Raw genomic sequence first — 26810 nt, forward strand, 5'->3', positions numbered from 1 at the left:
GACCCTCGTGCGTCATCGTTCAGCCGTTGTCGTGAGCATTGCCGTGATCGGCGCCCTCAGCCTCACCGCCTGCGGGTCCCGCGGCGGGAAGTCCGGCGACAACGCCGGCGGCAAGGACAACAACGCCTCCACCACCGTCGTCATCGGCGTCGACGCCCCCCTCACCGGCGACCTCTCCGCCCTCGGCCTCGGCATCCGCAACTCCGTGGACCTCGCGGTCAAGAAGGCGAACGAGACCAACGAGGTCCCCGGCGTCAAGTTCGAGATCAAGGCCCTGGACGACACCGGCAAGCCCGCCCCCGGCCAGCAGAACGCCACCCAGCTCGTCGCCGACGACAAGGTCCTCGGCGTCGTCGGCCCGCTCAACTCCAGCGTCGCGCAGTCGATGCAGCAGATCTTCGACGACAAGAACCTGGTCGAGATCTCCCCCGCCAACACCGGCGTCGCCCTCAGCCAGGGCGAGAAGTGGGCCAGCGGCGACAAGAAGCGCCCCTTCAAGTCCTACTTCCGCACCGCCACCACCGACGCCGTCCAGGGCCCCTTCGCCGCCCAGTTCCTCTACAACGACGCCAAGAAGACCAAGGTCTTCCTGATCGACGACCAGAAGACCTACGGCGCCGGCCTCGCCGCCACCTTCAAGGGCGAGTTCACCAAGCTCGGCGGCACCCTGGCCGGCGAGGAGCACGTCAACCCCGACGACCGCGACTTCGCCGCCATCGTCACCAAGGTCAAGAGCTCCGGCGCCGACGCCGTCTACTACGGCGGCGAGTACCCCGCGGCCGGCCCGCTCTCCCTCCAGCTCAAGGAAGCCGGCGTCAACATCCCGCTGATGGGCGGCGACGGCATCCAGAGCGCCGACTTCATCAAGCTCAACCCCAAGAGCCAGGGCGACTTCGCCACCGCCGTCGGCCTGCCCGTCGAATCCCTCGACACCGCCAAGAAGTTCATCGCCGACTACAAGACGGCCGGCTACAAGGACGCCTACGAGACCTACGGCGGCTACTCCTACGACAGCGCCTGGGCCATCATCCAGGCCGTCAAGAACGTCGTGAAGGACAAGGGCAAGCTCCCCACCGGCGCCGACGCCCGCACCGCCGTCCGCGACGCCGTCCAGCAGGTCTCCTTCGACGGCGTCACCGGCAAGGTCTCCTTCGACGAGTTCGGCGACACCACCAACAAGCAGCTCACCGTCTACACCGTCAAGGACGGCAAGTGGGCCGTGGAGAAGTCCGGCACCTTCAGCGGCTGACGGCCCCCGGAGGCTGACACCCCTCAGAGGCCGACAACCCCTCAGGAACAGCTCCACCAGCGCGCGGGGGCGCCACTAATGCCCCCGCGCGCCCCCACATCCACCACCCACGCGGACACCCCCGAACGCACTACGGAGGCCCAGCGGTGCACGACCTACCGCAGCAGCTGGCCAACGGCCTGATCCTCGGCGCCCTCTACGGGCTCGTCGCGATCGGCTACACGATGGTCTACGGCATCGTCCAGCTCATCAACTTCGCCCACGGCGAGATCGTCATGGTCGGCGGCTTCGGCGCCCTGACCGCCTACCTCGCCCTCCCCGGCGGCACCACCATGTGGCTGGCCCTACCACTCATGCTGATCGCCGGCATCCTGGTCTCCACCCTCACCGCCGTCGCCGCCGAGCGCTTCGCCTACCGGCCACTGCGCAACGCCCCCCGGCTCGCCCCGCTGATCACCGCGATCGGGCTGTCCATCTTCCTCCAGCAACTCGTCTTCTCCTTCTACCCCGACGCCAAGAAGGCCCGGGTCTTCCCCAAGATCCCCGGCGACCCCTTCAGCCTCGGCTCCGTCACCATCCAGCGCAGCGACCTCTTCCTGATCATCGCCGCCCCGCTGTGCATGCTCGCCCTCGGCTGGTTCGTCACCCGCACCCGCTCCGGCCGCGCCATGCAGGCCACCAGCCAGGACCCCGACACCGCCAAGCTGATGGGCATCGACACCGACCGCATCATCGTGCTGGCCTTCGCCATCGGCGCCGCCTTCGCCGCCGTGGCCGCCGTCGCCTACGGACTGCGCAGCGGCCAGGTCGACTTCCGGATGGGCTTCATCCTCGGCCTCAAGGCCTTCACCGCCGCCGTCCTCGGCGGCATCGGCAACATCTACGGCGCCATGCTCGGCGGCATCGCCCTCGGCCTCGCCGAAGCCCTCGCCACCGGCTACATCCAGCACCTTCCCGGCATGGACCTCTTCGGAGGCGGCGCCTGGAAGGACGTCTGGGCCTTCGTACTCCTCATCCTCGTGCTCCTCGTCCGGCCACAAGGCCTGCTCGGCGAGCGCGTCGCGGACAGGGCGTGACCACCATGACCACCACCAGCACCGAAACCACCCCGGTCATCCCCCTGCCGGCCCGCGCCGCCGCAGCCCTCACCGGCCTCGGCGCCCTCGCCGTCGCCGCCTCCGCCGCCATGTCCTGGACCTGGACCAGCGACTTCCCCGGCGACCTCACCTACTTCGGCTCCCCGGCCGGCCTCCAGTGGCTCGCCATCGTCGCCGGCGTCCTCACCCTGCTGCTGCTCCTCGCCGGCCAAGGCGTCCCCGGCCTGCGCTGGGCAGCCCCCGCCCGCAGCAACAACGCCGTCCTGTACGCCGCCACCGGCGCCCTCGCCGTCGCCGCCTACTCCGTCGCCGCCATCTCCGTCGAACTCGGCGGCCTCGCCAACCTCGAACCCGGCGGCTGGGTCCTCGCCGGCGGCGGCCTGATCACCGTCCTCGGCGCCCTCGGGCTGCCGCTGGAGCGCCGCACCCACGTCCCGCTGCGGATCGTCGACAAGCGGCTCTTCCTGCTCGTCCCGGCCGCCCCCATCGGCTGGTTCGCCGCCCACGCCATCCCCGACGACCAGCCCGTCGCCCCGGTGATGACCGCCCTGTCCGGCGCCCTCGCCATCGCCACCGGCGCCGTCCTGCTCCTCCAGCTCGGCCACCTCGCCAACAGCGGACTGCGCCTGGGCAAGATCGAGCGCCCGCTCGACGCCCCCCGCCAACTCCCCTCCTGGGTCGAGGTCCTGATCATCGTCCTGGCCTTCGGACTCGGCCTGTACGCGATCACCTTCGGCATCGACACCGAGTACGGCGAACTCTTCACCGGCTACCTGCTGCTCGCCGGCTTCGTGGTCGCCGCACTCGGCAGGTCCGGCCTGCTCGCCCGGCTGCGCGCCCTGACCGTCAAGCACCGCCCCGTCACCACCGGCGCCGCCTTCGCCGCCGCCGCCAGCTTCCCCTTCACCCAGAGCAGCGACCAGTACACCTCCGTCGCCACCAACATCCTGATCTTCGCCACCGTCGCCCTCGGCCTCAACATCGTCGTCGGCCTGGCCGGCCTGCTCGACCTCGGGTACGTCGCCTTCCTCGGCGTCGGCGCCTACGCCGCCGCCCTGGTCTCCGGCTCCCCCGCCTCACCCATCCACGTCCAGTTCCCGTTCTGGGCCGCGATGCTCACCGGCGCCGTCGTCTCCATGATCTTCGGCGTCCTGATCGGCGCCCCCACCCTGCGGCTGCGCGGCGACTACCTCGCCATCGTCACCCTCGGCTTCGGCGAGATCTTCCGCATCACCATGCTCAACCTCAACGGCACCACCGGCCCCAAGATCACCAACGGCTCCAACGGCATCCCCCGCATCCCCGACCTGGAGATCCTCGGCTTCGACCTCGGCAAGACCCACACCGTCGCCGGCATCGAACTCGGCCGCTTCTCCAACTACTACCTGCTGATGCTGCTCGTCACCGCCCTGGTCGTCCTCGTCTTCGCCCGGGTCGGCAACTCCCGCATCGGCCGCGCCTGGGTCGCCATCCGCGAGGACGAAACCGCCGCCGAAGCCATGGGCATCAACGGCTTCCGCCTCAAACTGCTCGCCTTCGCCATGGGCGCCTGCCTCGCCGGCCTCGCCGGCACCGTCCAGGCCCACGTCAGCTACACCGTCACCCCCGACCAGTACACCTTCGCCGAAGCCCTCCCGCCCAACTCCGCCTTCCTCCTCGCCGCCGTCATCCTCGGCGGCATGGGCACCATCAGCGGCCCGCTCGCCGGCGCCACCCTCCTCTTCCTCATCCCGAAGAAGCTCGAATTCCTCTCCGACTACCAGCTCCTCGCCTTCGGCGCCGCCCTCATCATCCTGATGCGCGTCCGCCCCGAAGGCCTCATCCCCAACCGGCGCCGACAGCTGGAATTCCACGAGGCCGCCATCCCGGCCCAACCCACCGGCGACGACGCCACCGCACTCACCAAGGCAGGGGCGTGACCCACGCGATGACCACCGCTGCTGCTCCCCTGGACACGGCGCCCCAAGGCGTCAAGCCCCTGCTCGAAGTCACCGGCGTCACCATGCGCTTCGGCGGCCTCACCGCCGTCAACGACGTCTCCCTCACCGTCGGCGAGGGCGAGATCATCGGCCTGATCGGCCCCAACGGCGCCGGCAAGACCACCTTCTTCAACTGCCTCACCGGCCTGTACGTCCCCACCGAAGGCCGCGTCTCCTACCGCGGCGCCGTACTGCCCCCCAAACCCCACCTGGTCACCCAGTCCGGCATCGCCCGCACCTTCCAGAACATCCGGCTCTTCGCCAACATGACCGTCCTGGAGAACGTCCTCGTCGGCCGCCACACCCGCACCAAGGAAGGCATCTTCTCCGCCATCCTGCGCGGCCCCGGCTACCACCGCGCCGAAGCCGAGAGCCGCGAACGGGCCATGGAACTCCTCGCCTTCACCGGCCTCGCCGACAAGGCCGAACACCTCGCCCGCAACCTCCCCTACGGCGAGCAGCGCAAGCTGGAGATCGCCCGCGCCCTCGCCTCCGACCCCGGGCTCCTCCTGCTCGACGAACCCACCGCCGGCATGAACCCCCAGGAGACCCGGGCCGCCGAGGAACTCGTCTTCGCCATCCGCGACAAGGGCATCTCGATCCTCGTCATCGAGCACGACATGCGCTTCATCTTCAACCTCTGCGACCGGACCGCCGTCCTGGTCCAGGGCCAGAAGATCGTCGAAGGCGACCGCGAAACCGTCCAGAACGACGATCGCGTCATCACCGCCTACCTCGGCGCCCCGCTCGAAGGCACCACCCCCGCAGCACCGGAGGACACCAAGTGACCGCGCTCCTCGAAGTCCAGGACCTCCGCGTCGCCTACGGCAAGATCGAGGCCGTCAAGGGCATCAGCTTCACCGTCAACCAGGGCGAGGTCACCACCCTCATCGGCACCAACGGCGCCGGCAAGACCACCACCCTGCGCACCCTCTCCGGCCTCCTCAAGCCCACCGCCGGCCGGATCACCTTCGACGGCCAGGACCTCTCGACCGTCCCCGCCCACAAGATCGTCGCCCTGGGCCTGGCCCACTCCCCCGAGGGCCGGCACATCTTCCCCCGGATGACCATCGAGGAGAACCTCCTCCTCGGCGCCTTCCTGCGCTCCGACGCCCCCGGCATCGCCGCCGACGTCGAGCGCGCCTACGGCCTCTTCCCCATCCTCGGCGAACGCCGCAAGCAGGCGGCCGGCACGCTGTCGGGCGGTGAGCAGCAGATGCTCGCCATGGGGCGGGCGCTGATGAGCCAGCCCAAGCTGCTGATGCTGGACGAGCCCTCGATGGGACTCTCCCCGCTGATGATGCAGAAGATCATGTCCACCATCGTCGAGCTCAAGGCGAGCGGTACGACCATCCTGCTCGTCGAGCAGAACGCCCAGGCGGCGCTGTCGCTGTCCGACCGCGGCTACGTCATGGAGACCGGCCGCATCGTCCTCTCCGGTACGGGCGCCGACCTCCTCCACGACGAGTCCGTCCGCAAGGCCTACCTCGGCGAGGACTGAGCCGCTTTACGCGAAGGGGCCCGGCAGATCCGATCTGCCGGGCCCCTTCCACATGTCCTGCTCGTCCTACTCGGACTTACCCTCTTCCGCCTTCTTGCGGTCCTGGGCCTCGCCCTCCTCGATGACCGCCTCGGCCACCGCCGCCATCGTCATCCGCCGGTCCATCGAGGTCTTCTGGATCCACCGGAACGCGGCCGGCTCGTTCAGCCCGAACTTCGTCTGCAGCACACCCTTCGCCCGGTCCACCAGCTTCCGGGTCTCCAGCCGCTGGGTGAGATCCCCGATCTCCTTCTCCAGCGCCCGCATCTCCGTGTACCGCGACACCGCCATCTCGATCGCCGGCACCAGGTCCGACTTGGAGAACGGCTTCACGATGTACGCCATCGCCCCGGCGTCGCGCGCCCGGTCCACCAGCTCCCGCTGCGAGAACGCGGTCAGCATCAGCACCGGCGCCAGGTGCTTCTCGTGGATCTGCTCGGCGGCGGAGAGCCCGTCCAGGACCGGCATCTTCACATCGAAGATCGCCAGATCCGGCCTCAGCTCCTCCACGAGCCGCACCGCCGTCTCCCCGTCCCCGGCTTCGCCGACGACGGTGTACCCCTCCTCCTCCAGCATCTCCTTCAGATCGAGGCGGATCAGCGCCTCGTCCTCGGCGATCACAATCCGGGTGATCTGGGGCGATTCGGTCTCAAGCGGCTGTGCCTGCTCGTCGGCGGTGCTCACGGGGCTCCTAGTTCCGGCGGGGTACTGCATGCACGAGGGTACCTAGCTGCGCCCGACGGCGCTCACAGGGTATCCTTCACGGGCGCGAACGAGCCGAGTTGGTGGAAGGGCAGACACGATCGCCTCAAAAGCGATTGCCTGAAAGGGCGTGTGGGTTCGAATCCCACACTCGGCACCAGGATTTTCCTCACATTCCCAGGCTGCGGGAAATTCACCTCATCTAGTGGACCGCGCCCAAAGCGTCCACCATCCGACTTGACGCGTCTCACTCTTGCGCACATGACCACTCTTTCTGTGCACGAACAGGCTGTCCACCTCCTCCGTCGAGGCATCAGCAACGCCGAGGTGGCCCGCCGCCTCCGCGTCCCGCAGGGCACGGTCTCCTGGTGGAAGCACCAGGATCTCGCCAAACGCAACGAGCTCCCCGGTCGCAAGCGCTCTGCGTGTATGCACTGCTACGGCGACGAGCTGAACCACCCCGCCTACGCCTACCTACTTGGCCTGTACCTCGGCGACGGTCACATCCTGCTGCCCAACGAGTACCGCAGGACCCAGAGTCTCCAGATCACCTGCGACGACAAGTGGCCGGGCATCATGGACTCTGTCGAACAGGCCATGCGCCAGGTCCTGCCCAACAACAAGCCCTGCCGGGTACGGCGCACCGGATGCCATGACGTCAAGGTCTATTCGAACCATCTGACCTGCCACTTCCCCCAGCACGGCCCCGGCAAGAAGCACGAGCGCACCATAGCCCTGGAACCCTGGCAGCAGGAGATCGTCGATGCGCACCCGTGGGAGTTCCTACGTGGCCTCATCCACTCCGACGGCTGCCGCATCACCAACTGGGCCACCAGGACCGTCGATGGCGTTGTCCGCCGCTATGAGTACCCGCGTTACTTCTTTACCAACACGTCCACCGACATCACACGTCTCTTCACCAATACCCTCGACGCCGTTGGCGTCCAGTGGAAGGCCTCAATCCCTCGCCCCACCGGCCAGGTCAACATCTCCGTCGCCCGCAAGGACTCCGTCGCCCTCATGGACGCCCACATCGGCCCGAAGTACTGACGGCGGCGCAGCGGTTCAGGTGTCTTCGGGCTCGTCCATGTCCTGCCGCTGCTGTTCCTCGCGTTCGAAGCGGGCTTTGGCGGCCTCGTAGGCCGCGCCGGCGCCGGGGCGGTTCATGCTCTCTTCGCGGAGGTCGCGCCAGAGTGTGTGCTTGTGGTCGCTCATCTCACTGATTCTCGTCCAGGCAAGCACGCGGGCGGCATCCCTCGGACGAGGGATGCCGCCCGAAAGAAGGCCCCTCAGGCGTCCAGGGTCCCCACGTGGTGGACACGGACGAGGTTGGTGGAGCCGGCCAGGCCAGGCGGCGAACCTGCCGTGATGACGACGATGTCGCCCTTCTGGCAGCGGCCGAGCGACAGCAGCGCCGCGTCGACCTGTTCGACCATCTGGTCCGTCGTCGGGGCGAACGGGCCGAGGAAGGTCTCGACGCCCCAGGTGAGGGCGAGTTGGCTGCGCACCGCCGGTTCGTAGGTGAAGGCGAGCACCGGGATCGGCGAACGGTAGCGGGTCAGCCGGCGGGCGGTGTCGCCGGACTGGGTGAAGGCGATCAGGTACTTGGCGTGCAGGAAGTCGCCGATCTCGGCGGCCGCGCGGGCGACGGCGCCGCCCTGGGTCCGCGGCTTGCTGCCGGCGGTCAGCGGGGGCAGGCCGGCCGCCAGGATGTCGTTCTCGGCGGCCTCGATGATGCGGCCCATGGTCTTGACCGTGTCGACGGGGTACTTGCCGACCGAGGTCTCCCCGGAGAGCATCACCGCGTCCGTCCCGTCCAACACCGCGTTGGCGACGTCGGAGGCCTCGGCACGCGTCGGCCGGGAGGCGTTGATCATCGAGTCGAGCATCTGGGTCGCGACGATGACCGGCTTGGCGTTGCGCCGGGCCAGTTTGATGGCGCGCTTCTGGACGAGCGGGACCTGTTCGAGGGGCATCTCCACGCCCAGGTCGCCGCGGGCCACCATGATGCCGTCGAAGGCGTCCACGATGGAGTCCAGGTTCTCGACCGCCTGGGGCTTCTCGATCTTGGCGATGACCGGGACGTACCGCCCTTCCTCGGCCATCACCCGGTGCACGTCCTCGATGTCGCGCCCGCTCCGTACGAAGGAGAGGGCGATCAGGTCGGCTCCGGTGCGCAGCCCCCACCGCAGGTCGGCGACGTCCTTGTCGCTGAGTGCGGGGACGGAGACGGCGACGCCGGGGAGGTTGAGGCCCTTGTGGTCGGAGACGAGTCCGCCTTCGATGACGAGGCATCGCACCTGCGGTCCGTCGACGGCGAGGACTTCGAGGGTGACGCGGCCGTCGTCGACGAGGATGCGTTCGCCGCGGCTGACGTCTCCGGCGAGTCCGGCGTAGGTGGTGCCGCAGATGTCCTTGTCCCCCACGACGCCCTTGTCGGTGGAGATGGTGAACTCGTCGCCGCGTTCGAGAAGTACCGGTCCGTGAGCGAAGGTGTCGAGCCGGATCTTCGGGCCTTGAAGGTCGACGAGGACGCCGACGCTCCGGCCGGTCTCGTCGGCGGCCTTGCGGACGCGGCGGTAGCGTTCCTCGTGCTCGGCGTGGGAGCCGTGGCTGAGGTTGAATCGGGCGATGTCCATCCCGGCGTCGACCAGGGACTTGATCCGGTCGTACGAGTCGGTGGCGGGCCCGAGGGTGCAGACGATTTTTGCTCGGCGCATACAGCTGAGGGTAGGCATTACCGGCGCGTAACCGCGACGCGGGTCCGGACTACGGGATGACCTTTGGCGTAAGGCGAGTTGAACAATCTGACACGCCCTCGGACCGGTGTGCGACGGCCGTACGGGCGCCTCCCCCGGAGCTCCTTCCGGATCCTCCGTCGATGCGATTCCGTGAAGCGGTGTTCACCTCCGGTTCACCGTCCCGTCCGTCCGTGCTCCCCGCCCGGCGGGACGCTCGTCACCCCCGGGTGACCACCCGGATGACGGAGCGGACGAGGGGGAGGCGCTCGGCATGAGACGCGCTCTGGGGGTGCTCGCGGCCTTAGTGCTGCTGGGCGGGGTGATCTACGCGCTGGTCCCGGACGACAAGCCGGATCCGAAGAAGCTGGTCGCGGTCACCGGGCTGATCGGTTCGGAGAAGCGGGCCTTCTTCGAAAGCCAGGAGGTGAAGGCCGAGTTGGCGAAGCAGGGTCTGGAGGTGCACGCCGACTCGACCGGCTCGTGGACGATGAGCGAGCAGGCGAAGAGCAGCTCGGGGCTGGACTTCGCGTTCCCGGCGAGCACCGCGCCGGCCCGCGAGATCCAGCGCAACTGGGGGCAGCAGGACTCCCCGCTGGTGCCGTTCTACTCGCCGCTGGTGGTGGTGGCGCACGCGTCGGTGGCGCAGATCCTCAAGGACAACCAGCTGGCTGACCAGGACAGTTCGTCGGGGGTCTGGACGTTCCGGATGGACGACTACGTGGCCGCCCTGAAGGCGACCCGCAAGTGGGAGGACCTGAAGCTTCCGAAGGACCACTCCGAGACCTCCGGTCCGATCTTCGTGACCACCACCGATCCGGAGAGCTCCTCCTCGGGCGCCCTGTACATCGCGCTGTTGTCGTACATCCTGAACAACCACCAGGTGGTGTCCGACGACGCGGCGGTCGAGGCCGCCCGGCCGGTGCTGCACCAGGCGACGGCCTTGCAGGGCGGCCAGAAGAGCAGCAGTGACGAGCCGTTCCGGGACTTCGGCGCGGGCGTCGGCAATCCGCTGATCTTCGGGTACGAGTCCCAGGTCGCCGCGATGGCGGTGCAGGGCCAGTCGACCGGGGACATGGTGGTGATGTACCCGGACACCACGGTCTACTCCGACCACACCATCATCGCCCGCACCGAGAACGGCCGGAAGCTGGCCGGCCTGCTCCAGGACGACGAGACGCTGCGCAATCTGGAGGCCCGGTTCGGCTTCCGCCCGCAGTCCCGCCCGGGCGCCTTCACCGAACTGTTGAAGAACACCCGGCAGCCGGCCTTCGCCCAGGATCTGGCGGCGGCGAAGGTGAAGCAGTCGACCGTGCCGTCGCTGGACAACCTGCTCAAACTGACCGCCGCGGCCAAGGGGAGCCCGAAGTGAACGTCCGGTTGAAGCACCGTGGTTGGGCCGCCGCCGCGCTGGCGGCCGTGCTCGCGGCGGCCTCCGCCTGCACCTCCTCCAGCCCCAAGCCCGGCCCCGGTCCCACGGTCGCCGAGACCGCCCGCCCCGGGGTGCTGCGCATCCTGGCGGGCAGTGAACTGCAGGACCTGCAGCCGGTCCTGGACGAGGCCGGGAAGGCCACCGGGGTGACGGTGCAGTTCGCCTGGACCGGCACCCTGGACGGCGCGGACGCGGTCTCCTCGGGCCGGGCCGACGGCAAGTACGACGCGGTCTGGTTCCCGTCCAACCAGTACCTGCGCCTGGATCCGACCGGGAAGTCCAAGGTGCTGTCGGAGACCCCGGTGATGGTCTCCCCGGTGGCCGTCGGGGTGCGCTCCTCGGTGCTGGGCGACCTGGGCTGGGGTGACGGTTCGAAGGTCACCTGGGCGCAGATCGGTGACGCGGCCGCGGCCGGGAAGCTGTCGTACGGGATGTCCGACCCCTCGCGCTCCAACTCCGGCTTCTCCACCCTGGTCGCGGTGGCGGCGGCCTTCTCCGGCGCGGGGGCGGCGCTCACCGAGGCGGACGTGCAGAAGGCGACCCCGCAGCTGAAGCAGTTCTTCACCGGCCAGAAGCTGACCTCGGGCTCCTCCGGCTGGCTGGCGCAGGCGTACACCAAGGCCGAGCCCGGCAAGGTCGGCGCCCTCGTGAACTACGAGTCGGTGCTGCTGTCGCTGAACAAGACGCTGCCGCCCGAGCAGCGGCTGACCGTGGTGCGTCCGCAGGACGGCGTGGTGTCGGCGGACTACCCGCTGTCGCTGCTGTCCTCGAGCGCGCAGAGCGAGCGCGAGTCCTTCCAGAAGCTGACCTCCTACCTGTTGAAGCCGGAGGTGCAGCAGCGCATCTCGGAGCTGACGCTGCGTCGCCCGGTGACGGCGGGCACCGCCCCGGCCGCCGGACTGCCGACCGACCGCCGCCGCGAGCTGCCGTTCCCGGGCACCCGGGCGGTGGCGGACGGCCTGCTGGCCTCGTACCAGAACGAGCTGCGCCGCCCGTCGCGGACGGTGTACGTGCTGGACACCTCGGGTTCGATGGAGGGCTCGCGGCTGAACGCGCTGAAGGCGGCGCTGAGCCGGCTGACCGGGACGGACGACACCCGCGGGGTGCGCCGGTTCCGGGACCGCGAGGAGGTGACGCTGATCTCCTTCGCGTCCCAGGTGAAGTGGACGAAGACGCACGCCGTCCCGGCCTCCGGCGGCCAGCCGGGTCCGGAGGCCGAGCTGGCCTCGATCAACGCGGACGTGCAGTCGCTGTCGGCCTCGGGCGGGACCGCGCTGTACGACTCGCTGGAGCAGGCGTACCGGGTGATCGAGCGCCAGCAGCAGGCGGCGAACGACGACCGGTTCACCTCGATCGTGCTGATGACGGACGGGGAGAGCAACGAGGGCGCCACGGACGGCGACTTCAAGCGCTTCCACGACGGGCTGCCGGCCGCCGAGAAGTCGATCCCGGTGTTCCCGATCAAGTTCGGCGAGGCGGCGGTCAGTCAGCTGCAGGGGGTCGCGGACATCAGCGGCGGCAAGCTGTTCGACGGCGGCGGCTCGCTGGACGGGGTGTTCGAGGAGATCCGTGGCTACCAGTGACGGGTTCGGCCGGCAGGCCCTGCGGTACCTGGAGTCGGCCCGGAACCTGGTCGGCTGTGCGGGCGGCGCCGTCGGCCTGGGGCTGCACTTCGCCGGGCTGGGCGGGGCCTGGTGGCCCGGGGTGGTGGCCGGGCTGTACGGGGTCGGCGCGCTGCTGACCCCGAGCCCGCCCCCGCCCGAGCCTCCGGATCCACCCGACCCGCCCGACCCGCCCGACCCGCCCGACCCGCTGAGCCCACCGGATCCGGCTGAGGCCTCCAGGGTGCCGCCGAAGCCCCGGGTGCCGCCGAAGCCGACGGGGCAGCTGCGGGTGCCCGCGCCCGTACCGGACCCGGAGCCCCCGGAGCCCGATCCGGAGCTGGAGGCGCTGGCCGCCTACCTGGGGAAGGTCCCGCTGCCCACCTCCGCCGGGGTCGACGCCCTGCTGGCGGCGTTGCGCGAGGCGGGCCCCGGGCCGGTGGCGGACCGGATCGTCCGGCACCGCCTGCCGGTCGCGGTGGACGGCTACCTGCGGGCGCGGACCTGGCTGCCCTGGGCGGGCCCGGACGCGCCGGACCCGGCGGCGGAGCTCGGCCGCGAGGTGAAGCAGCTCTCCGCCGACCTCGGCTGACTCGGGGTCCGGTTGGCCGGGACCCGGCGAACCGGCCCCCGAGTGGCCCGATTTCAGCCGTCCCGACCCCATACCGCCCCCTTCTCCGCCCACCACGGTCACGAACGAGTCGCCAAGATCTCACCTGTTGGAAAGGTCGAGGGGCTACCCATCGGCCCGGCCGCACGGCACACTTCTACGCGCGTCCTTCTACGCGCGTCATCGCGTTCGCGCACGCGCCACGCACCTCTTACGTCAACAAGTTGACGGCCCATCCGCCGTCGTCCCCACTCGGGAGAGTCGTCCATGTCCCTGAACCGCCGTGACTTCGTCGCCCGGTCCGCAGCCACCGCCGCCGGCGCCGCCCTGGCCGGCGGAGCCGTCGTCGCCGCCGCCCCCGCCGCCGCGGCCGCCGAGCCGGGCACGGCGGCCGCCAAGGGCGACAAGCGCCAGCCCCGCCGCCAGGCCTTCACCGTGATGGGCACCACCGACCTGCACGGCCGGGTGCTCAACTGGGACTACTTCACCGACGCGGAGTACGTCGACAAGGCCCACAACGCGGTCGGCCTCGCCAAGATCTCCACCCTGGCCAACCAGGTCCGCGAGGAGAAGGGCTGGGACCGCTGCCTGCTGATCGACTCGGGTGACATCATCCAGGGCACCCAGCTGACCTACTACTACGCCCGGATCGAGCCGATCGCCACCGACGGCGACAACGTGCCGGACCACCCGATGGCCGTCGCCATGAACCTCATGGGCTACGACGCCGCGGCGCTCGGCAACCACGAGTTCAACTACGGCATCCCGACCGTGAAGGCCTTCGAGGACCAGCTGGAGTTCCCGCTGCTGGGCGCCAACGCGCTGCACGCGAAGAACGAGAAGCCGGCCTTCAAGCCGTACGTGATCAAGGAGGTGTGGCTGGACGAGGACACCCCGCTGAAGGTCGGCATCCTCGGCCTGACCAACCCGGGCATCGCGATCTGGGACAAGGCCAACGTCAGCGGCAAGATGGTGTTCCCGGGCATCGTGGAGACCGCCGCCAAGTACGTGCCCCGGATGAAGGCGGCCGGCGCGGACGTCATCGTCGTCTCCGCCCACTCCGGCATCGACGAGGCCACCACCTACGGCGACCAGCTCCCCTGGCCCGAGGACGCCTCCGGCGAGATGGCCGAGACGGTCGCGGACATCGACGCGGTGCTGGTGGGCCACACCCACAAGGAGGTCGCGCAGCGCCTCATCGTCAACAAGAAGACCGGCAAGACGGTCGTGCTCTCCGAGCCGCTGTGCTGGGGCCAACGTCTGAGCTGCTTCGACTTCGAGGTCGAGTTCGTCGACGGCCACTGGAAGGTCGCCTCGGTCTCCGCCCGGGTGCTGAACTCCAACACCGTGCCGGAGAACCCGGAGATCAGCGACGCCATCGTCGGCCAGCACAAGAAGGTCGTCGCCTACGTCAACCAGAACATCGGCACCAGCAAGATCGAGCTGTCGATCGCCGACGCCCGGTTCAAGGCCACCCCGATCATCGACCTGATCGGCAAGGTCCAGGCGGACGCCGTCAAGGCCGCGCTGGCGGGCGGGCAGTACGCCAACCTCCCGGTCCTGGCCCAGGCCGCGCCGTTCAACCGCACCGCGCTGATCCCGTCCGGCCAGGTCAAGCTGCGCGACGCGGCCGGCCTGTACATCTACGAGAACACCCTGGAGGCCCGCATCCTGACGGGCGCCCAGCTCAAGGACTACCTGGAGTTCTCGGCGAAGTTCTTCCACCAGCTCGCCGCGGGCGCCCCGGTCGACAAGGACGCCCTGACCAACGCCGAGGACACCCCGGACTACAACTACGACTCGATCTACGGCCTGAGCTACGACATCGACATCGCCCAGCCCAAGGGCCAGCGCATCGTCAACCTCAGCTACCAGGGCAAGCCGATCGACCCGGCCGCCCAGTTCGTGCTCGCCGTCAACAACTACCGCGCCAACGGCGGCGGCAACTTCCCGCACGTCGCCAACGCCAAGGCGGTCTGGGCGAACTCCGACGAGATCCGCAACACGATGATCGCCTGGGTCAAGGCCAAGGGCGTCATCGACCCCGCCGACTTCTTCACCAACTCCTGGCGCCTGGTCCGCGCCGGCCAGCCGGTGTTCTAGTCACACCTTTCCACGAAGGCCGTCTGCCCCCGTGCAGACGGCCTTCGTGCCGTTCTCGGTGGAAGAATGGAGCCATGAGCGAGTTCCAGATTCCCGACCGCCACGCCCGACTGCTTGAGTACGCGCAGAGCCTGACACCCCCGGCCGGATGGAAGATCGAGATCTCCGGCGACGAGATCATCATGATGGCCGGACCGTCCGCGATCCATCAGCGCAACCTCCTACAGATCCGGGAGCAGTTCGACGCACACCGCCCGTCCGACATGATGCCGAGCGAGAACTCCGATCTCGCCTCCCCCAACGTGGGAAAGCTGCGCAACCCCGACCTCACCTACATCCCTCTGGAGTCGAGCGGTAACCAGATCCCGGCCGAAGAAGCGCCCATCGCGGTCGAGATCGTCTCGCCGTCGAATCCTGAGAACGACTTGGTCAGCAAGGTCCGTGACTACCCACTGATGGGCATCCCGCTCTACCTCCTGATCGACCCGCGCGAGGGCGACATCACCCTCTACTCGGATCTCTCCGACGGCGGCTACCACCAGCAGTGGCACGGCAAGTTCGGCGACCGCGTGCCGATCCCGGCCCCCTTCGACTTCGAGCTCGTCACCGACCGTCTCGTCCGCTACTCCGCCTGATCCACTCGCCCCGCGAGACGATCGGACATCCGGCGAAGACTTGAGGATATTCATCCGCTCGCCCGCCCTCCCTACTGTTGAACACATCGAGAACGGCCCCACGGGGGGCCTGTGTTGAACCGGATGAGGGAGAGTTTCGATGCGCGCGATCGTGCAGAAGGAGTTCGGCGGTCCCGAGGTGCTGCAACTGACCGACGTCGAGCGCCCCAAGCCGTTGAGCGGCGAGGTGCTGGTGCGGGTGCGGGCCGCCGGGGTGAACCCGGTGGACGTGGCGGTGCGGGCGGGGGCGTTCCCGCTGCTGGGCGAGCCGCCGTTCACGGTGGGCTGGGACATCTCCGGGGTGGTCGAGGAGGCCGGGCCGGGCGCCCGCTACCGGGTCGGCGAGGAGGTGTACGGGATGCCGTTCTTCCCGCGCTCCGCCGGCGGGTACGCCGAGTACGTGGCCGCGCCCTCCCGCCAACTGGCCCGCAAGCCCGCCTCCCTGGACCACACCCAGGCCGCCGCGCTGCCGCTGGCCGCGCTGACCGCCTGGCAGGGCCTGGTGGACCTGGCGAAGATCGGCGAGGGCGACCGGGTGCTGGTCCACCGGGCGGCCGGCGGCGTCGGCCACCTCGCCGTGCAGATCGCCAAGGCCCGTGGCGCGTACGTGATCGGGCTGGCGCGCGAGCCCAAGCACGCCTTCCTCAGGGAGCTCGGCGCCGACGAGGTGATCGACTACCGGACCACCGACTACACCGAGGCGGTCGAGGACGTCGACATCGTCTTCGACTCCTCCTCCGAGGGCACCCGTGCCCTGGAGGTGCTCAAGCCGGGCGGGACCCTCGTCACCATCATGGAGCACGGGAACCAGGAGCTCGCCGCCGCGGTCGAGGCCGCCGGACGGCGCTTCGCAGGCGTCTCCGTCGAGCCCGACTACGCCTCGCTGGAGGCGATCGCCGCCCTGGTGGACGAGGGTCGGATCCGCCCGTACGTCGCCGCGACCTTCCCGCTCGCCGAGGCCGGCCGGGCACACGAACTGGTGGGCTCCGGTACGGTCCAGGGCAAGGTCGTCCTGACCATTGGATGACCGGACCACCACAGGGGGGCGGACGATGGACATCCTGACCGAGGCACTGGGCTCGCTGCGCACCGCCCGCCCCTCGTCCGTCCGGACCGAGGGCCTCGCGCCCTGGGCCCTGCGGCTGCGCCCGGTGACCGGGGCCAGCTTCCACGTGGTGCTGTACGGCACCTGCTGGCTGGTCCCGGAGCCGGCCGCCGGTGGCGCGCCCGTCCCGCTCAGCCCCGGGGACGTGGTGTTCCTGCGGGACGGCCGCGGCCACCTCCTGGCCGACCGCCCGGACACCCCGCCGGTGGACGCCGAGGCCTGCCGGGTCGAGAACGGTCCGCCGATCGGCACCCTCACCCTCGGCGGCGACGGCGCCCGCACCAGCCTGCTGTGCGGCAGCTACCACCTGGACCAGGGCCGGCCGCACCCGATGGTCCGCCAGCTCCCGGAACTGATCCACCTGCCCACCCGGCACGGCCGCCACCCCGAACTGGCCGCTGCCGTCCAGCTGTTGGGCGCCGAGCTGGAGAATCCGCGGATCGGCTCGACCGGAATCGTCCCGGCGCTGGTCGACTCGCTGCTGCTGTACATCCTGCGGGCCTGGTTCGAGGACCAGCCCGCCACGACCGCCGCCGGCTGGGCGGCGGCGCTGCGGGACGCCGCCGTCGCGCCCGCCCTGACGGCGATCCACGAGGCCCCGGCGACCCCGTGGACGGTGGAGTCCCTGGCGGACCGTGCGGGCCTGTCCCGGGCCGCCTTCGCCCGCCGGTTCACCTCGATGGTGGGCGAGCCGCCGATGGCCTACCTGACGCGCTGGCGGATGACCACCGCCGCCCGGCTGCTGCGCGAGTCGGAGGCGCCGCTGACGGCGGTGGCGACGCAGACCGGGTACGGCTCGGAGTACGCCTTCGCGAAGGCCTTCAAGCGGGAGTTCGGCCAGGCCCCCGGCGGCTACCGCCGGGAGGCCCGCGCCGCGTGGCGCACCCGCCTCAGGACCGGACCCGGCCTAGAACGGGAACGGCGCCCGCCCGTGCTGCACCGAGATCCACTTCACCGTGGTGAAGGCGTCCACCGTGGACTCCCCGTTGAGCCGTCCGACGCCGGAGTTCTTCTCGCCGCCGAAGGGCACTCCCGGCTCGTCCGCGATGGTCCCGCCGTTGACGTGGATCATGCCGGTCTCGATCCGCTGGGCGACCCGCACTCCGCGCTCGGGGTCCGCGGTGTGCACCGCGCCGCTGAGCCCGAAGGGCGTGTGGTTGGCCAGCCGGACGGCCTCGTCCTCGCCGTCGAACGGCACCAGCAGCACGACCGGGCCGAAGAGTTCGCGCTGCAGGATGGGCGCGTCCTCGGCCAGGTCGGTGAGCACGGTCGGCGCCATCAGGCTGCCGGTCGTGGCCCCGCGCAGCAGCGCGGTGGCGCCGCCGGCGATGGCCTGGTCGACCTGGCTGGTGATCGCGTCGGCCTGGACGGAGTTGATCAGCGGGCCGATGTGGGTGGCCGGGTCCCTGGGGTCGCCGACGGTCAGCGTGGCGATCTTGGCGACGAACTTCTCGGTGAACTCGGCCAGCACGGCGCGGTCGACGAGCACCCGGTTGGCGGCCATGCAGACCTGGCCCTGGTGGACGAAGCGGCTGAACACGGCCGCGTCCACGGCGTAGTCGAGGTCGGCGTCGTCCAGCACGATCAGCGCGCTGTTGCCGCCGAGTTCCAGCACCGACCGCTTGAAGTGGGCGGCGGCCACGGTGGCGACGTGCCGGCCGACCTGGTCGGAGCCGGTGAAGGAGATCACCTTGGGCACCGGGTGCTCGATGAAGCTGTCGCCGATCTCGGCGATGTCGGTGATCACCACGTTCAGCAGGCCGGGCGGCAGGCCCGCGTCCTCGAAGATCCTCGCGATCAGGGAGCCGCCGACCACCGGGGTCTCCTGGTGCGGCTTGAGCACCACGCCGTTGCCGAGTGCCAGCGCCGGGGCGACGGCCTTGAGGGCCAGGAACAGGGGGAAGTTGAACGGGCTGATCACGCCGACCACGCCGACCGGAAGCCGGTAGAGCCGGTTCTCCTTGCCGGGGGCCGGCGAGGGCAGCAGCCGGCCCTCCGAGGCCACCGACAGGTGCAGGCACTCGCGCAGCATGTCCTTGACGAGGGACAGCTCGAAGCCCGCCTTCAGCGCGGTACCGCCGAGCTCGGCCATGATCGCCTGGACGATCTGCCCCTCGCGCTCCTCGAACAGCCGCAGCGCGCGCTCGAAGACCAGTCGGCGCTGGTACGGGCTGGTGGCGGCCCAGGCGCGCTGGGCGCGCTCGGCGGCGCGGTAGGCCCGGTCGACCTCGGCGACGGTGGCGACGGTGATGGTGGCCAGCTTGTCGCCGGTGTAGGGGTCGACGTCGACGATGTCCCAGGAGCCACTGCCGCTGCACCATTCGCCGTCGATGTACTGCAGCGCCAACTCGGAGAAGTACGACATCTGATCCCTCTCATGCCCGACCTGATGGGAGCTCATCGTACTGACGTGTCACAGCTCTTGGCGTACGGAGTGCAGAAGATCGCGGGTCTGTTCGGGGCTGAGGCTCTCGGCCTGGAGCCCCTCCATCGCCTGGCGGTACGAGGCGACCTCGGCGGGCTTGTCCACGTAGAGCGCGGTGGTGAACTGCTCCAGGTAGACCACGTCGGTGAGCTCGGCCTCGGCGAAGCCCAGCACGCTGAAGGCACCGCTCTCGGCGGCCAGCCCGGCGGTGCCGAGCGCCAGCACCTGCAGGTGCACGTGGGGCAGTTCGGCGAGTTCGAGCAGCCGGTCGAGCTGGCCCCGCATCAGCCCGGGGCCGCCCCAGGGGCGGCGCAGCGCGGCCTCGTCCAGGACGGCGAGCATCCGGGGCGGGTGCTCGGCGGTGAGCAGGTCCTGGCGCTTGAGGCGGACCTCGACCCGGCGTTCGATGTCCTCGGCGGAGACGCCCTGGCCCTGGCAGCCGGCGGTGATCACGGCGCGGGCGTAGTCGGCGGTCTGGAGCAGCCCGTGGACGAACTGGACCTCGTAGCTGTGGATCTCGGTGGCGGCCTCCTCCAGTCCCAGGTAGTTCTGGAACCAGGCGGGCAGCACGTCGCCGTACTCGTGCCACCAGGAGCTGGCGTTGGCGTCCCGGACGAGTCCGAGGACGGTGGCGCGTTCCTGTTCGGCCTCGACGCCGTACAGGGTGAGCAGGTCGGCGACGTCGCGTTCCTTGAAGCCGACCCGGCCGAGTTCCATCCGGCTGATCTTCGACTCGGAGGCGCGGATCGAGTAGCCGGCCTCCTCGCGGCTGACGCCTCTGGACTCGCGGAGCTTGCGCAGCTGGGTGCCGAGCAGCATGCGCCGTACGGTGGCGCCCCCGCCTGCCTGAGTCGTGCCCATCGAAGTCAACCTCCGCACTCGCGCAGCCCCCCGGCCGTCGGCGGCAGTCTGCCACCTGGCACCGACGAACAACAGCCCGTGCCGGGACGCATTCCGGCCGCTGTGCGAAGGCTGGGAGAAAGCTGTGAGCCGCCCCTCGGTGCACGGAGGTAAGCGCAGGTGAGAGCCGGGTGAGAACCGGGTGAGAAGTCGCCCGGGGGAGCCCGGGGAACGCGACGGCGCCCGCCCTCCAACTGGTCGGGGAAGAGGGCAGGCGCCAGGAGACCGCGTTGGCCCGGCGACGCTGGCGGGGGCAGCGGGTTGAGCTCCCGGCGATGCGGCGCCGGGGGTTCAGGGGGCCGGTCGGACCGTCAGACCACCAGGGGGCGGTCCGTGGGTCGGATCGGGGCGGGAAGCGGGGTCTTGCCGCCCAGGTACTTGTCCACCGCGGCAGCGGCCGAGCGGCCCTCCGCGATGGCCCAGACGATCAGCGACTGGCCTCGGCCGGCGTCTCCGCAGACGTACACGCCATCGACATTGGTGGCGAACCGGCCGTCGCGGGCAATGTTACCGCGCGCGTCGAGGTCCACGCCGAGCTGCTCGACCAGGCCGTTCTTCACGTCCGTCCCGGTGAAGCCCATGGCCAGGGTGACCAGCTGGGCGGGGATGACCCGCTCGGTGCCCGGGACGGGCTCGAACCGGCCGTCCTTGAACTCGACCTCGACCAGGTGCAGTTCCTGGACGTTGCCGTGCTCGTCGCCGGTGAGGTGGGTGGTGTTCACGGAGTAGATCCGCTCGCCGCCCTCCTCGTGCGCGGAGGTGACCTTGTAGGTCATCGGCATGGTGGGCCACGGCTGGTGCCCGGGGCGCTCGTCACCGGGCCGCGGCATGATCTCCAGCTGGGTCACCGAGAGGGCGCCCTGCCGGTGGGCGGTGCCGACGCAGTCCGCGCCGGTGTCGCCGCCGCCGATCACGACCACGTGCTTGCCCTTGGCGCTGATCGGCGACTCGACGAGGTCGCCCTCCTGCACCTTGTTGGCCAGCGGCAGGTACTCCATGGCCTGGTGGACGCCCTTGAGCTCGCGTCCGGGCACCGGCAGGTCACGCGCCGTGGTGGCACCGGCGGCGACCACGACGGCGTCGAAGCGCTCGCGCAGCTGCTGGCCGGTGATGTCGTCGCCGACGTGCACGCCGGTACGGAAGCGGGTGCCCTCCGCCCGCATCTGCTCGATGCGGCGGTTGATGTGGCGCTTCTCCATCTTGAACTCGGGGATGCCGTAGCGCAGCAGCCCGCCGATGCGGTCGGCGCGCTCGTACACCACCACGGTGTGGCCGGCCCGGGTGAGCTGCTGGGCGGCGGCCAGGCCGGCCGGGCCGGAGCCGATGACGGCGACGGTCTTGCCGGAGAGCCGCTCCGGGATCTGCGGGGTGACCCCGCCGCGGTCCCAGGCCTTGTCGATGATGGTGACCTCGACGTTCTTGATGGTCACCGCGTCCTGGTTGATGCCGAGCACGCAGGCCGACTCGCAGGGCGCCGGGCACAGCCGCCCGGTGAACTCCGGGAAGTTGTTGGTGGCGTGCAGGCGCTCGATGGCGCCGGTCCAGTCGTCCCGGTAGGCCAGGTCGTTCCACTCGGGGATGAGGTTCCCGAGCGGGCAGCCGTTGTGGCAGAACGGGATGCCGCAGTCCATGCAGCGGCCGGCCTGCTTGGTGATGATCGGCAGGAGGCTGCGCTCGACGTAGACCTCGTTCCAGTCCCGCAGACGGACGTCCACGGGACGGCGCTCGGCCAGCTGCTTGCCGGTGGTCAGGAAGCCCTTGGGGTCAGCCATGTGCCGCCTCCATCATCTTGCGAGTGGTCTCGGCCTCGGAGAGGCCATCGCGCTCAGCGGCGTCCTTGGCGGCGAGCACTGCCTTGTAGTCGGTCGGCATGATCTTGGAGAAGCGGGAGACCCCGCTGCCCCAGTCGGCCAGGAGTTCGGCGGCGACGGTGGAGCCGGTCTCCTCGTAGTGCTGCTGCACGGTCGCGCGCAGCCACTCGCGGTCGGCGGCGGTGGGGGCCTCGATGCCCACCATGCCGTCGTTGACGTTGGCGGGGCGCAGGTCGAGGACGTACGCGATGCCGCCGGACATGCCCGCCGCGAGGTTGCGTCCGGTCTCGCCGAGGATGACGACCCGGCCGCCGGTCATGTACTCCAGGCCGTGGTCGCCCACGCCCTCGACGACCAGCGTGGCACCGGAGTTGCGGACGGCGAAGCGCTCGCCGGCCTTGCCGCGCAGGTGGATCCGGCCCGAGGTGGCGCCGTAGCCGATGGTGTTGCCGGCGATCACGTGGTTCTGGGCGTCGTTGCCGATGGCGGCGGCCTCGCGCGCCGGGCGCACGACGACCACGCCACCCGAAAGTCCCTTGCCGACGTAGTCGTTGGCGTCGCCCTCCAGTCGCAGGGTGATGCCACGCGGCACGAAGGCGCCGAAGGACTGCCCGGCGGAGCCGGTGAAGGTGACGTCGATGGTCCCCTCCGGCAGGCCCTCGCCGCGGTACCGCTTGGTCACCTCGTGGCCGAGCATGGTGCCGACGGTGCGGTTGACGTTGCGGATCGGCAGCTGGATGCGGACGGTCTCGCCGCGCTCCAGGGCGTCCTCGGCGAGCTCGATCAGCTGGTTGTCCAGCGCCTTGTCGAGCGCGTGGTCCTGGGTGGTCGTGCGGTGCCGGGCGGCGCCTTCGGGCAGCGTCGGCACGTGGAACAGCGGGGCCAGGTCGAGCCCGGCGGCCTTCCAGTGGTCGATCGCGGCCTGGGCGTTGATGTGCTCGGCGTGGCCGACGGCCTCCTCGATCGAGCGGAAGCCCAGCGAGGCCAGGATCTCCCGGACCTCCTCGGCGATGAACTCGAAGAAGTTGACCACGAATTCGGGCTTGCCGGAGAAGCGCTCGCGCAGCACCGGGTTCTGGGTGGCGACGCCGACCGGGCAGGTGTCGAGGTGGCAGACGCGCATCATGATGCAACCGGAGACGACCAGCGGGGCGGTCGCGAAGCCGAACTCCTCGGCGCCGAGCAGCGCGGCGATCACGACGTCGCGGCCGGTCTTCAGCTGGCCGTCGGTCTGGACGACGATGCGGTCGCGCAGCCCGTTCAGCAGCAGGGTCTGCTGGGTCTCGGCGAGGCCGAGCTCCCAGGGGCCGCCGGCGTGCTTCAGCGAGGTGAGCGGCGAAGCACCCGTGCCGCCGTCGTGCCCCGACACCAGGACGACGTCGGCGTGCGCCTTCGACACACCCGCCGCGACCGTCCCGACGCCGACCTCGGAGACCAGCTTCACGTGGATGCGGGCCGCCGGGTTGGCGTTCTTGAGGTCGTGGATGAGCTGCGCCAGGTCCTCGATCGAGTAGATGTCGTGGTGCGGCGGCGGCGAGATCAGGCCGACACCGGGGGTGGAGTGCCGGGTCTTGGCGACCCACGGGTAGACCTTGTGGCCGGGCAGCTGGCCGCCCTCGCCGGGCTTGGCGCCCTGGGCCATCTTGATCTGGATGTCGTCCGCGTTGACCAGGTACTCGGAGGTGACGCCGAACCGGCCGGAGGCGACCTGCTTGATCGCCGAGCGGCGCTCGGGGTCGTACAGGCGGTCCGGGTCCTCGCCGCCCTCACCGGTGTTGGACTTGCCGCCGAGGCGGTTCATCGCGATGGCGAGGGTCTCGTGCGCCTCGCGGGAGATCGAGCCGTACGACATGGCGCCGGTGGAGAAGCGCTTGACGATCTCGGAGACCGGCTCGACCTCCTCGACCGGGATCGGCTCCCGGCCGAGGCCGTCCAGCTGGAACAGGCCGCGCAGCGTCATCAGGCGGGCGGACTGCTCGTTCACCCGGTCCGTGTACTGCTTGAAGATGTCGTACCGGCGGTTGCGGGTGGAGTGCTGCAGCCGGAAGACGGTGTCCGGGTCGAACAGGTGCGGCTCGCCCTCGCGGCGCCACTGGTACTCGCCGCCGATCTCCAGCGCGCGGTGCGCGGCCGGGATGCCGGAGGCCGGGTACGCCTTGGCGTGCCGGGCGGCGGTCTCCTTGGCGATCTCGTCCAGGCCGATGCCGCCGAGCTTGGTGGTGGTGCCGGCGAAGTAGCCGTCGACCAGCTCCTGGGAGAGGCCGATGGCCTCGAAGACCTGGGCGCCGCGGTAGGAGGCGACGGTGGAGATGCCCATCTTGGACATCACCTTGAGCACGCCCTTGCCGAGCGCCTTGATCAGGTTCCTGATGGCCTTCTCGGCCTCGACGCCCTGGATGCTGTGCGGACTGTCCAGGGCGTTCCGCGCGACGAGGTCCTCGACCGACTCCATGGCCAGGTACGGGTTGACCGCGCCGGCGCCGTAGCCGATCAGCAGCGCGACGTGGTGCACCTCGCGGACGTCGCCGGCCTCGACCAGCAGCGACACCTGGGTGCGCTGCTTGGTGCGGATCAGGTGGTGGTGGATGGCCGAGGTGAGCAGCAGCGAGGGGATCGGGGCGTGCTCGGCGTCGGAGTGCCGGTCGGAGAGCACGATGATCCGGGCGCCGTCGGCGATCGCGGCGTCGGCCTCGGCGGCGATCTCGGCCAGGCGCGCGGCCAGGCCCGCGCCGCCGGTGGCGACCTTGTAGAGGCCGGACAGCGTGACGGCCTTGAGGCCGGGCTGGTCGCCGTCGGCGTTGATGTGGACCAGCTTGGCCAGCTCGTCGTTGTCGATCACCGGGAAGGTGATGCCGACCGAGCGGCAGGAGGCGGCCTCGGCGGTCAGCAGGTTGCCCTCGGGGCCGAGGTTGGACAGCAGCGAGGTGACGAGCTCCTCGCGGATGGCGTCCAGCGGCGGGTTGGTGACCTGCGCGAAGAGCTGCACGAAGTAGTCGAACAGCAGGCGCGGCTTCTCGCTGAGCGCGGCGATCGGCGAGTCGGTGCCCATCGAGCCGAGCGCCTCGGCGCCGGTCCTGGCCATCGGCGCGAGGATGACGCGCAGTTCCTCCTCGGTGTAGCCGAAGGTCTGCTGGCGGCGGGTGACGGAGGCGTGGGTGTGGGCGATGTGCTCGCGCTCGGGGAGCTTGGCGAGCTGGATCTGCCCGCCGGTGACCCACTCCTCGTAGGGGTGCTCGGCGGCCAGGCCGGCCTTGATCTCCTCGTCCGGGACGATCCGGTTCTCGTTGAGGCAGACCAGGAACATCTTGCCGGGCTGCAGACGGCCCTTCTGGACCACCTTCTGCTGGTCGATGTCGAGGACGCCGACCTCGGAGGAGAGCACGACCAGGCCGTCCTCGGTGACCCAGTAGCGGGCCGGGCGCAGGCCGTTGCGGTCGAGCACGGCGCCGATCCGGGTGCCGTCGGTGAAGGTGACGCAGGCCGGGCCGTCCCAGGGCTCCATCAGGTTGGAGTGGTACTGGTAGAACGCGCGGCGGGCCGGATCCATGGTGGCGTGGTTCTCCCACGCCTCCGGGATCATCATCAGCACCGAGTGCGGCAGCGAACGGCCGCCGAGGTGGAGCAGCTCCAGGACCTCGTCGAAGGAGGCCGAGTCGGAGTGGTCCGGGGTGCAGATCGGGAAGATCCGCTCCAGACCCTGCCCGTTCTTGTTGGCCGGGATGAGGTCGGTCGCGAGCTGGGACTCGCGGGCGCGCATCCAGTTGCGGTTGCCCTTGACCGTGTTGATCTCGCCGTTGTGCGCGACGAAGCGGTACGGGTGGGCGAGCGGCCAGCTCGGGAAGGTGTTGGTGGAGAACCGCGAGTGCACCAGGCCGATGGCGGACGCGTAGGTGCGGTCCGACAGGTCGGGGAAGAAGGGCTCCAGCTGGCCGGTGGTCAGCATGCCCTTGTAGACGATGGTGCGGGCGGACAGCGACGGGAAGTAGACCCCGGCCTCGCGCTCGGCGCGCTTGCGGACCACGAAGGCGATCCGGTCCAGCTCGATCCCCGCCAGGCCGTCCTTGCCCAGGAAGGCCTGCCGGAAGCGCGGCATCACGCTGCGCGCGGTGGCGCCGAGCAGGTCCGGGGTGACCGGCACGTCGCGCCAGCCGAGGACGGTCAGGCCTTCCTCGGCCGCGATCGCCTCGATGTGCGCGACAGCGGCGGCGTCGGCGGCATCCTCGTCCGGCAGGAAGGCGATGCCGACGGCGTAGGAGCCGGCCGCCGGGAGCTCGAAGGAGACCTTGGCGCGCAGGAAGGCGTCCGGGATCTGGGTCAGGATGCCCGCGCCGTCACCGGAGTCCGGCTCGGCGCCGGTGGCGCCGCGGTGCTCCAGGTTGCGCAGGACGTTCAGCGCCTGCTCGACGATGGTGTGGTCGGCGATGCCGGTCAGCGTGGCGACGAAACCGACGCCGCAGGCGTCGTGCTCGTTTCGCGGGTCGTACAGGCCCTGAGCAGCAGGTCGCGCATCCGGCACGAGCGCGTAGGGCTGGCGGGCGGCGCCGGCCTGAGGCTCGTTGGCGGAGTGCATGGATGCAGGCAGCATCGGCTCTCCCGTCGTCGTCTTTCGGCAAGTTGGTGCAAGTAGGGACGACGTTGGCCCTGATGCGGTGGTGCGGTCGTGCAAGTTACATGATGCCCAGAATCCCGAGAAGCGGAATATCCCGTCCACATCGCGGACGGATGCGCAGGTCAAGGGGGGCGAGAGGGAGGACGTGCCACAGCGCGCGTCCCGACGATTGTGCCCAACCATCCCCCGCCTGAAACAGGGGCGAAATCCGATCGCCACACAAGCCGATCATGAG

19 protein-coding genes, 1 tRNA gene and 1 pseudogene are annotated in these 26810 nt (G+C 70.2%); 14 read left to right on the forward strand and 7 right to left on the reverse strand.

Annotated features, from left to right (window positions below; all coding sequences use genetic code 11):
• The first annotated feature begins 7 nt into the window (after positions 1 to 7).
• The 5 genes from ACFVWU_RS10925 to ACFVWU_RS10945 all read left to right on the forward strand — a co-directional run bounded on the left by ACFVWU_RS10925 (position 8) and on the right by ACFVWU_RS10945 (position 5826).
• A complete protein-coding gene (locus ACFVWU_RS10925) occupies positions 8 to 1249 on the forward strand; it encodes a branched-chain amino acid ABC transporter substrate-binding protein (RefSeq protein WP_387618010.1) in 1242 nt (413 codons plus the stop codon).
• 146 nt (positions 1250 to 1395) lie between these two features.
• Positions 1396 to 2325, forward strand: a complete 930-nt coding sequence (locus ACFVWU_RS10930; RefSeq protein ID WP_380609390.1) for a branched-chain amino acid ABC transporter permease — start codon at positions 1396 to 1398, stop codon at positions 2323 to 2325.
• 5 nt (positions 2326 to 2330) lie between these two features.
• The gene (locus ACFVWU_RS10935; protein WP_387618013.1) at positions 2331 to 4265 is read left to right on the forward strand and encodes a branched-chain amino acid ABC transporter permease; all 1935 of its coding nucleotides are present in this window, start codon (positions 2331 to 2333) and stop codon (positions 4263 to 4265) included.
• 8 nt (positions 4266 to 4273) lie between these two features.
• Entirely contained in the window at positions 4274 to 5113 is an 840-nt protein-coding gene (locus tag ACFVWU_RS10940) for an ABC transporter ATP-binding protein (RefSeq protein WP_387618108.1), read from the forward strand.
• A complete protein-coding gene (locus tag ACFVWU_RS10945) occupies positions 5110 to 5826 on the forward strand; it encodes an ABC transporter ATP-binding protein (protein ID WP_387618015.1) in 717 nt (238 codons plus the stop codon). The genes ACFVWU_RS10940 and ACFVWU_RS10945 overlap by 4 nt, the downstream gene beginning before the upstream one ends.
• 66 nt (positions 5827 to 5892) lie before the next feature.
• On the opposite strand, the gene ACFVWU_RS10950 is transcribed toward ACFVWU_RS10945, so the two are convergent.
• Complete coding sequence (locus ACFVWU_RS10950) at positions 5893 to 6549, reverse strand: ANTAR domain-containing response regulator (RefSeq protein WP_387618017.1); 657 nt, start codon at positions 6547 to 6549, stop codon at positions 5893 to 5895.
• Positions 6550 to 6641: 92 nt separating this feature from the next.
• Here ACFVWU_RS10950 and ACFVWU_RS10955 point away from each other — a divergent pair.
• Positions 6642 to 6727 (forward strand) — tRNA-Leu (locus tag ACFVWU_RS10955).
• A gap of 101 nt (positions 6728 to 6828) precedes the next feature.
• On the forward strand, positions 6829 to 7617 hold the full coding sequence (locus tag ACFVWU_RS10960) for a helix-turn-helix domain-containing protein (protein WP_387618019.1): 789 nt from the start codon (positions 6829 to 6831) through the stop codon (positions 7615 to 7617).
• 15 nt (positions 7618 to 7632) lie between these two features.
• Here ACFVWU_RS10960 and ACFVWU_RS10965 read toward each other — a convergent pair whose 3' ends face one another.
• A complete protein-coding gene (locus ACFVWU_RS10965; RefSeq protein ID WP_387618020.1) occupies positions 7633 to 7782 on the reverse strand; it encodes a hypothetical protein in 150 nt (49 codons plus the stop codon).
• Positions 7783 to 7856: 74 nt separating this feature from the next.
• Positions 7857 to 9287, reverse strand: a complete 1431-nt coding sequence (pyk, locus tag ACFVWU_RS10970; RefSeq protein WP_387618022.1) for a pyruvate kinase — start codon at positions 9285 to 9287, stop codon at positions 7857 to 7859.
• Positions 9288 to 9579: 292 nt separating this feature from the next.
• On the opposite strand from pyk, the gene ACFVWU_RS10975 reads away from it, so the two are divergent.
• From ACFVWU_RS10975 to ACFVWU_RS11005, 7 genes and pseudogenes are all read left to right on the forward strand, one after another.
• A complete protein-coding gene (locus ACFVWU_RS10975) occupies positions 9580 to 10677 on the forward strand; it encodes a hypothetical protein (protein WP_387618024.1) in 1098 nt (365 codons plus the stop codon).
• Complete coding sequence (locus tag ACFVWU_RS10980; protein WP_387618026.1) at positions 10674 to 12320, forward strand: extracellular solute-binding protein; 1647 nt, start codon at positions 10674 to 10676, stop codon at positions 12318 to 12320. Before ACFVWU_RS10975 ends, ACFVWU_RS10980 begins: the two co-directional genes overlap by 4 nt.
• The gene (locus tag ACFVWU_RS10985) at positions 12307 to 12930 is read left to right on the forward strand and encodes a hypothetical protein (protein WP_387618028.1); all 624 of its coding nucleotides are present in this window, start codon (positions 12307 to 12309) and stop codon (positions 12928 to 12930) included. The genes ACFVWU_RS10980 and ACFVWU_RS10985 overlap by 14 nt, the downstream gene beginning before the upstream one ends.
• A 285-nt stretch (positions 12931 to 13215) precedes the next feature.
• Complete coding sequence (locus ACFVWU_RS10990; protein WP_387618030.1) at positions 13216 to 15051, forward strand: bifunctional metallophosphatase/5'-nucleotidase; 1836 nt, start codon at positions 13216 to 13218, stop codon at positions 15049 to 15051.
• Positions 15052 to 15125: 74 nt separating this feature from the next.
• Positions 15126 to 15686: a Uma2 family endonuclease gene (locus ACFVWU_RS10995; RefSeq protein WP_387618032.1), complete on the forward strand. Its 561-nt coding sequence runs from the start codon at positions 15126 to 15128 to the stop codon at positions 15684 to 15686.
• Positions 15687 to 15825: 139 nt separating this feature from the next.
• Positions 15826 to 16752, forward strand: coding sequence for an NADP-dependent oxidoreductase (locus ACFVWU_RS11000; RefSeq protein WP_387618034.1), 927 nt, complete (start codon positions 15826 to 15828; stop codon positions 16750 to 16752).
• Positions 16753 to 16777: 25 nt separating this feature from the next.
• A pseudogene (locus ACFVWU_RS11005) lies at positions 16778 to 17632 on the forward strand (AraC family transcriptional regulator); the annotation flags it as partial.
• A gap of 105 nt (positions 17633 to 17737) precedes the next feature.
• On the opposite strand, the gene ACFVWU_RS11010 reads toward ACFVWU_RS11005, so the two are convergent.
• From ACFVWU_RS11010 to gltB, 4 genes are all read right to left on the reverse strand, one after another.
• Entirely contained in the window at positions 17738 to 19195 is a 1458-nt protein-coding gene (locus ACFVWU_RS11010; protein WP_387618036.1) for an aldehyde dehydrogenase family protein, read from the reverse strand.
• Positions 19196 to 19243: 48 nt separating this feature from the next.
• Positions 19244 to 20116: a helix-turn-helix domain-containing protein gene (locus ACFVWU_RS11015; RefSeq protein WP_387618038.1), complete on the reverse strand. Its 873-nt coding sequence runs from the start codon at positions 20114 to 20116 to the stop codon at positions 19244 to 19246.
• A gap of 350 nt (positions 20117 to 20466) precedes the next feature.
• Positions 20467 to 21927, reverse strand: a complete 1461-nt coding sequence (locus ACFVWU_RS11020; RefSeq protein ID WP_387618040.1) for a glutamate synthase subunit beta — start codon at positions 21925 to 21927, stop codon at positions 20467 to 20469.
• Positions 21920 to 26536, reverse strand: a complete 4617-nt coding sequence (gltB, locus tag ACFVWU_RS11025) for a glutamate synthase large subunit (RefSeq protein WP_387618111.1) — start codon at positions 26534 to 26536, stop codon at positions 21920 to 21922. The genes ACFVWU_RS11020 and gltB overlap by 8 nt, the downstream gene beginning before the upstream one ends.
• Positions 26537 to 26810: the final 274 nt, after the last annotated feature.

This window comes from Kitasatospora sp. NPDC058190 (assembly GCF_042883685.1).
Taxonomy (GTDB): Bacteria; Actinomycetota; Actinomycetes; order Streptomycetales; family Streptomycetaceae; genus Kitasatospora.

Coding starts and splice junctions, on each gene's coding strand:
- ACFVWU_RS10935 (WP_387618013.1), top strand. CDS start 2,331: ATGACCACCACCAGCACCGAAACCACCCCGGTCATCCCCCTGCCGGCC.
- ACFVWU_RS10940 (WP_387618108.1), top strand. CDS start 4,274: ATGACCACCGCTGCTGCTCCCCTGGACACGGCGCCCCAAGGCGTCAAG.
- ACFVWU_RS10960 (WP_387618019.1), top strand. CDS start 6,829: ATGACCACTCTTTCTGTGCACGAACAGGCTGTCCACCTCCTCCGTCGA.
- ACFVWU_RS10965 (WP_387618020.1), bottom strand. CDS start 7,782: ATGAGCGACCACAAGCACACACTCTGGCGCGACCTCCGCGAAGAGAGC.
- pyk (WP_387618022.1), bottom strand. CDS start 9,287: ATGCGCCGAGCAAAAATCGTCTGCACCCTCGGGCCCGCCACCGACTCG.
- ACFVWU_RS10975 (WP_387618024.1), top strand. CDS start 9,580: ATGAGACGCGCTCTGGGGGTGCTCGCGGCCTTAGTGCTGCTGGGCGGG.
- ACFVWU_RS10990 (WP_387618030.1), top strand. CDS start 13,216: ATGTCCCTGAACCGCCGTGACTTCGTCGCCCGGTCCGCAGCCACCGCC.
- ACFVWU_RS10995 (WP_387618032.1), top strand. CDS start 15,126: ATGAGCGAGTTCCAGATTCCCGACCGCCACGCCCGACTGCTTGAGTAC.
- ACFVWU_RS11000 (WP_387618034.1), top strand. CDS start 15,826: ATGCGCGCGATCGTGCAGAAGGAGTTCGGCGGTCCCGAGGTGCTGCAA.
- ACFVWU_RS11010 (WP_387618036.1), bottom strand. CDS start 19,195: ATGTCGTACTTCTCCGAGTTGGCGCTGCAGTACATCGACGGCGAATGG.
- ACFVWU_RS11015 (WP_387618038.1), bottom strand. CDS start 20,116: ATGGGCACGACTCAGGCAGGCGGGGGCGCCACCGTACGGCGCATGCTG.
- ACFVWU_RS11020 (WP_387618040.1), bottom strand. CDS start 21,927: ATGGCTGACCCCAAGGGCTTCCTGACCACCGGCAAGCAGCTGGCCGAG.
- gltB (WP_387618111.1), bottom strand. CDS start 26,536: ATGCACTCCGCCAACGAGCCTCAGGCCGGCGCCGCCCGCCAGCCCTAC.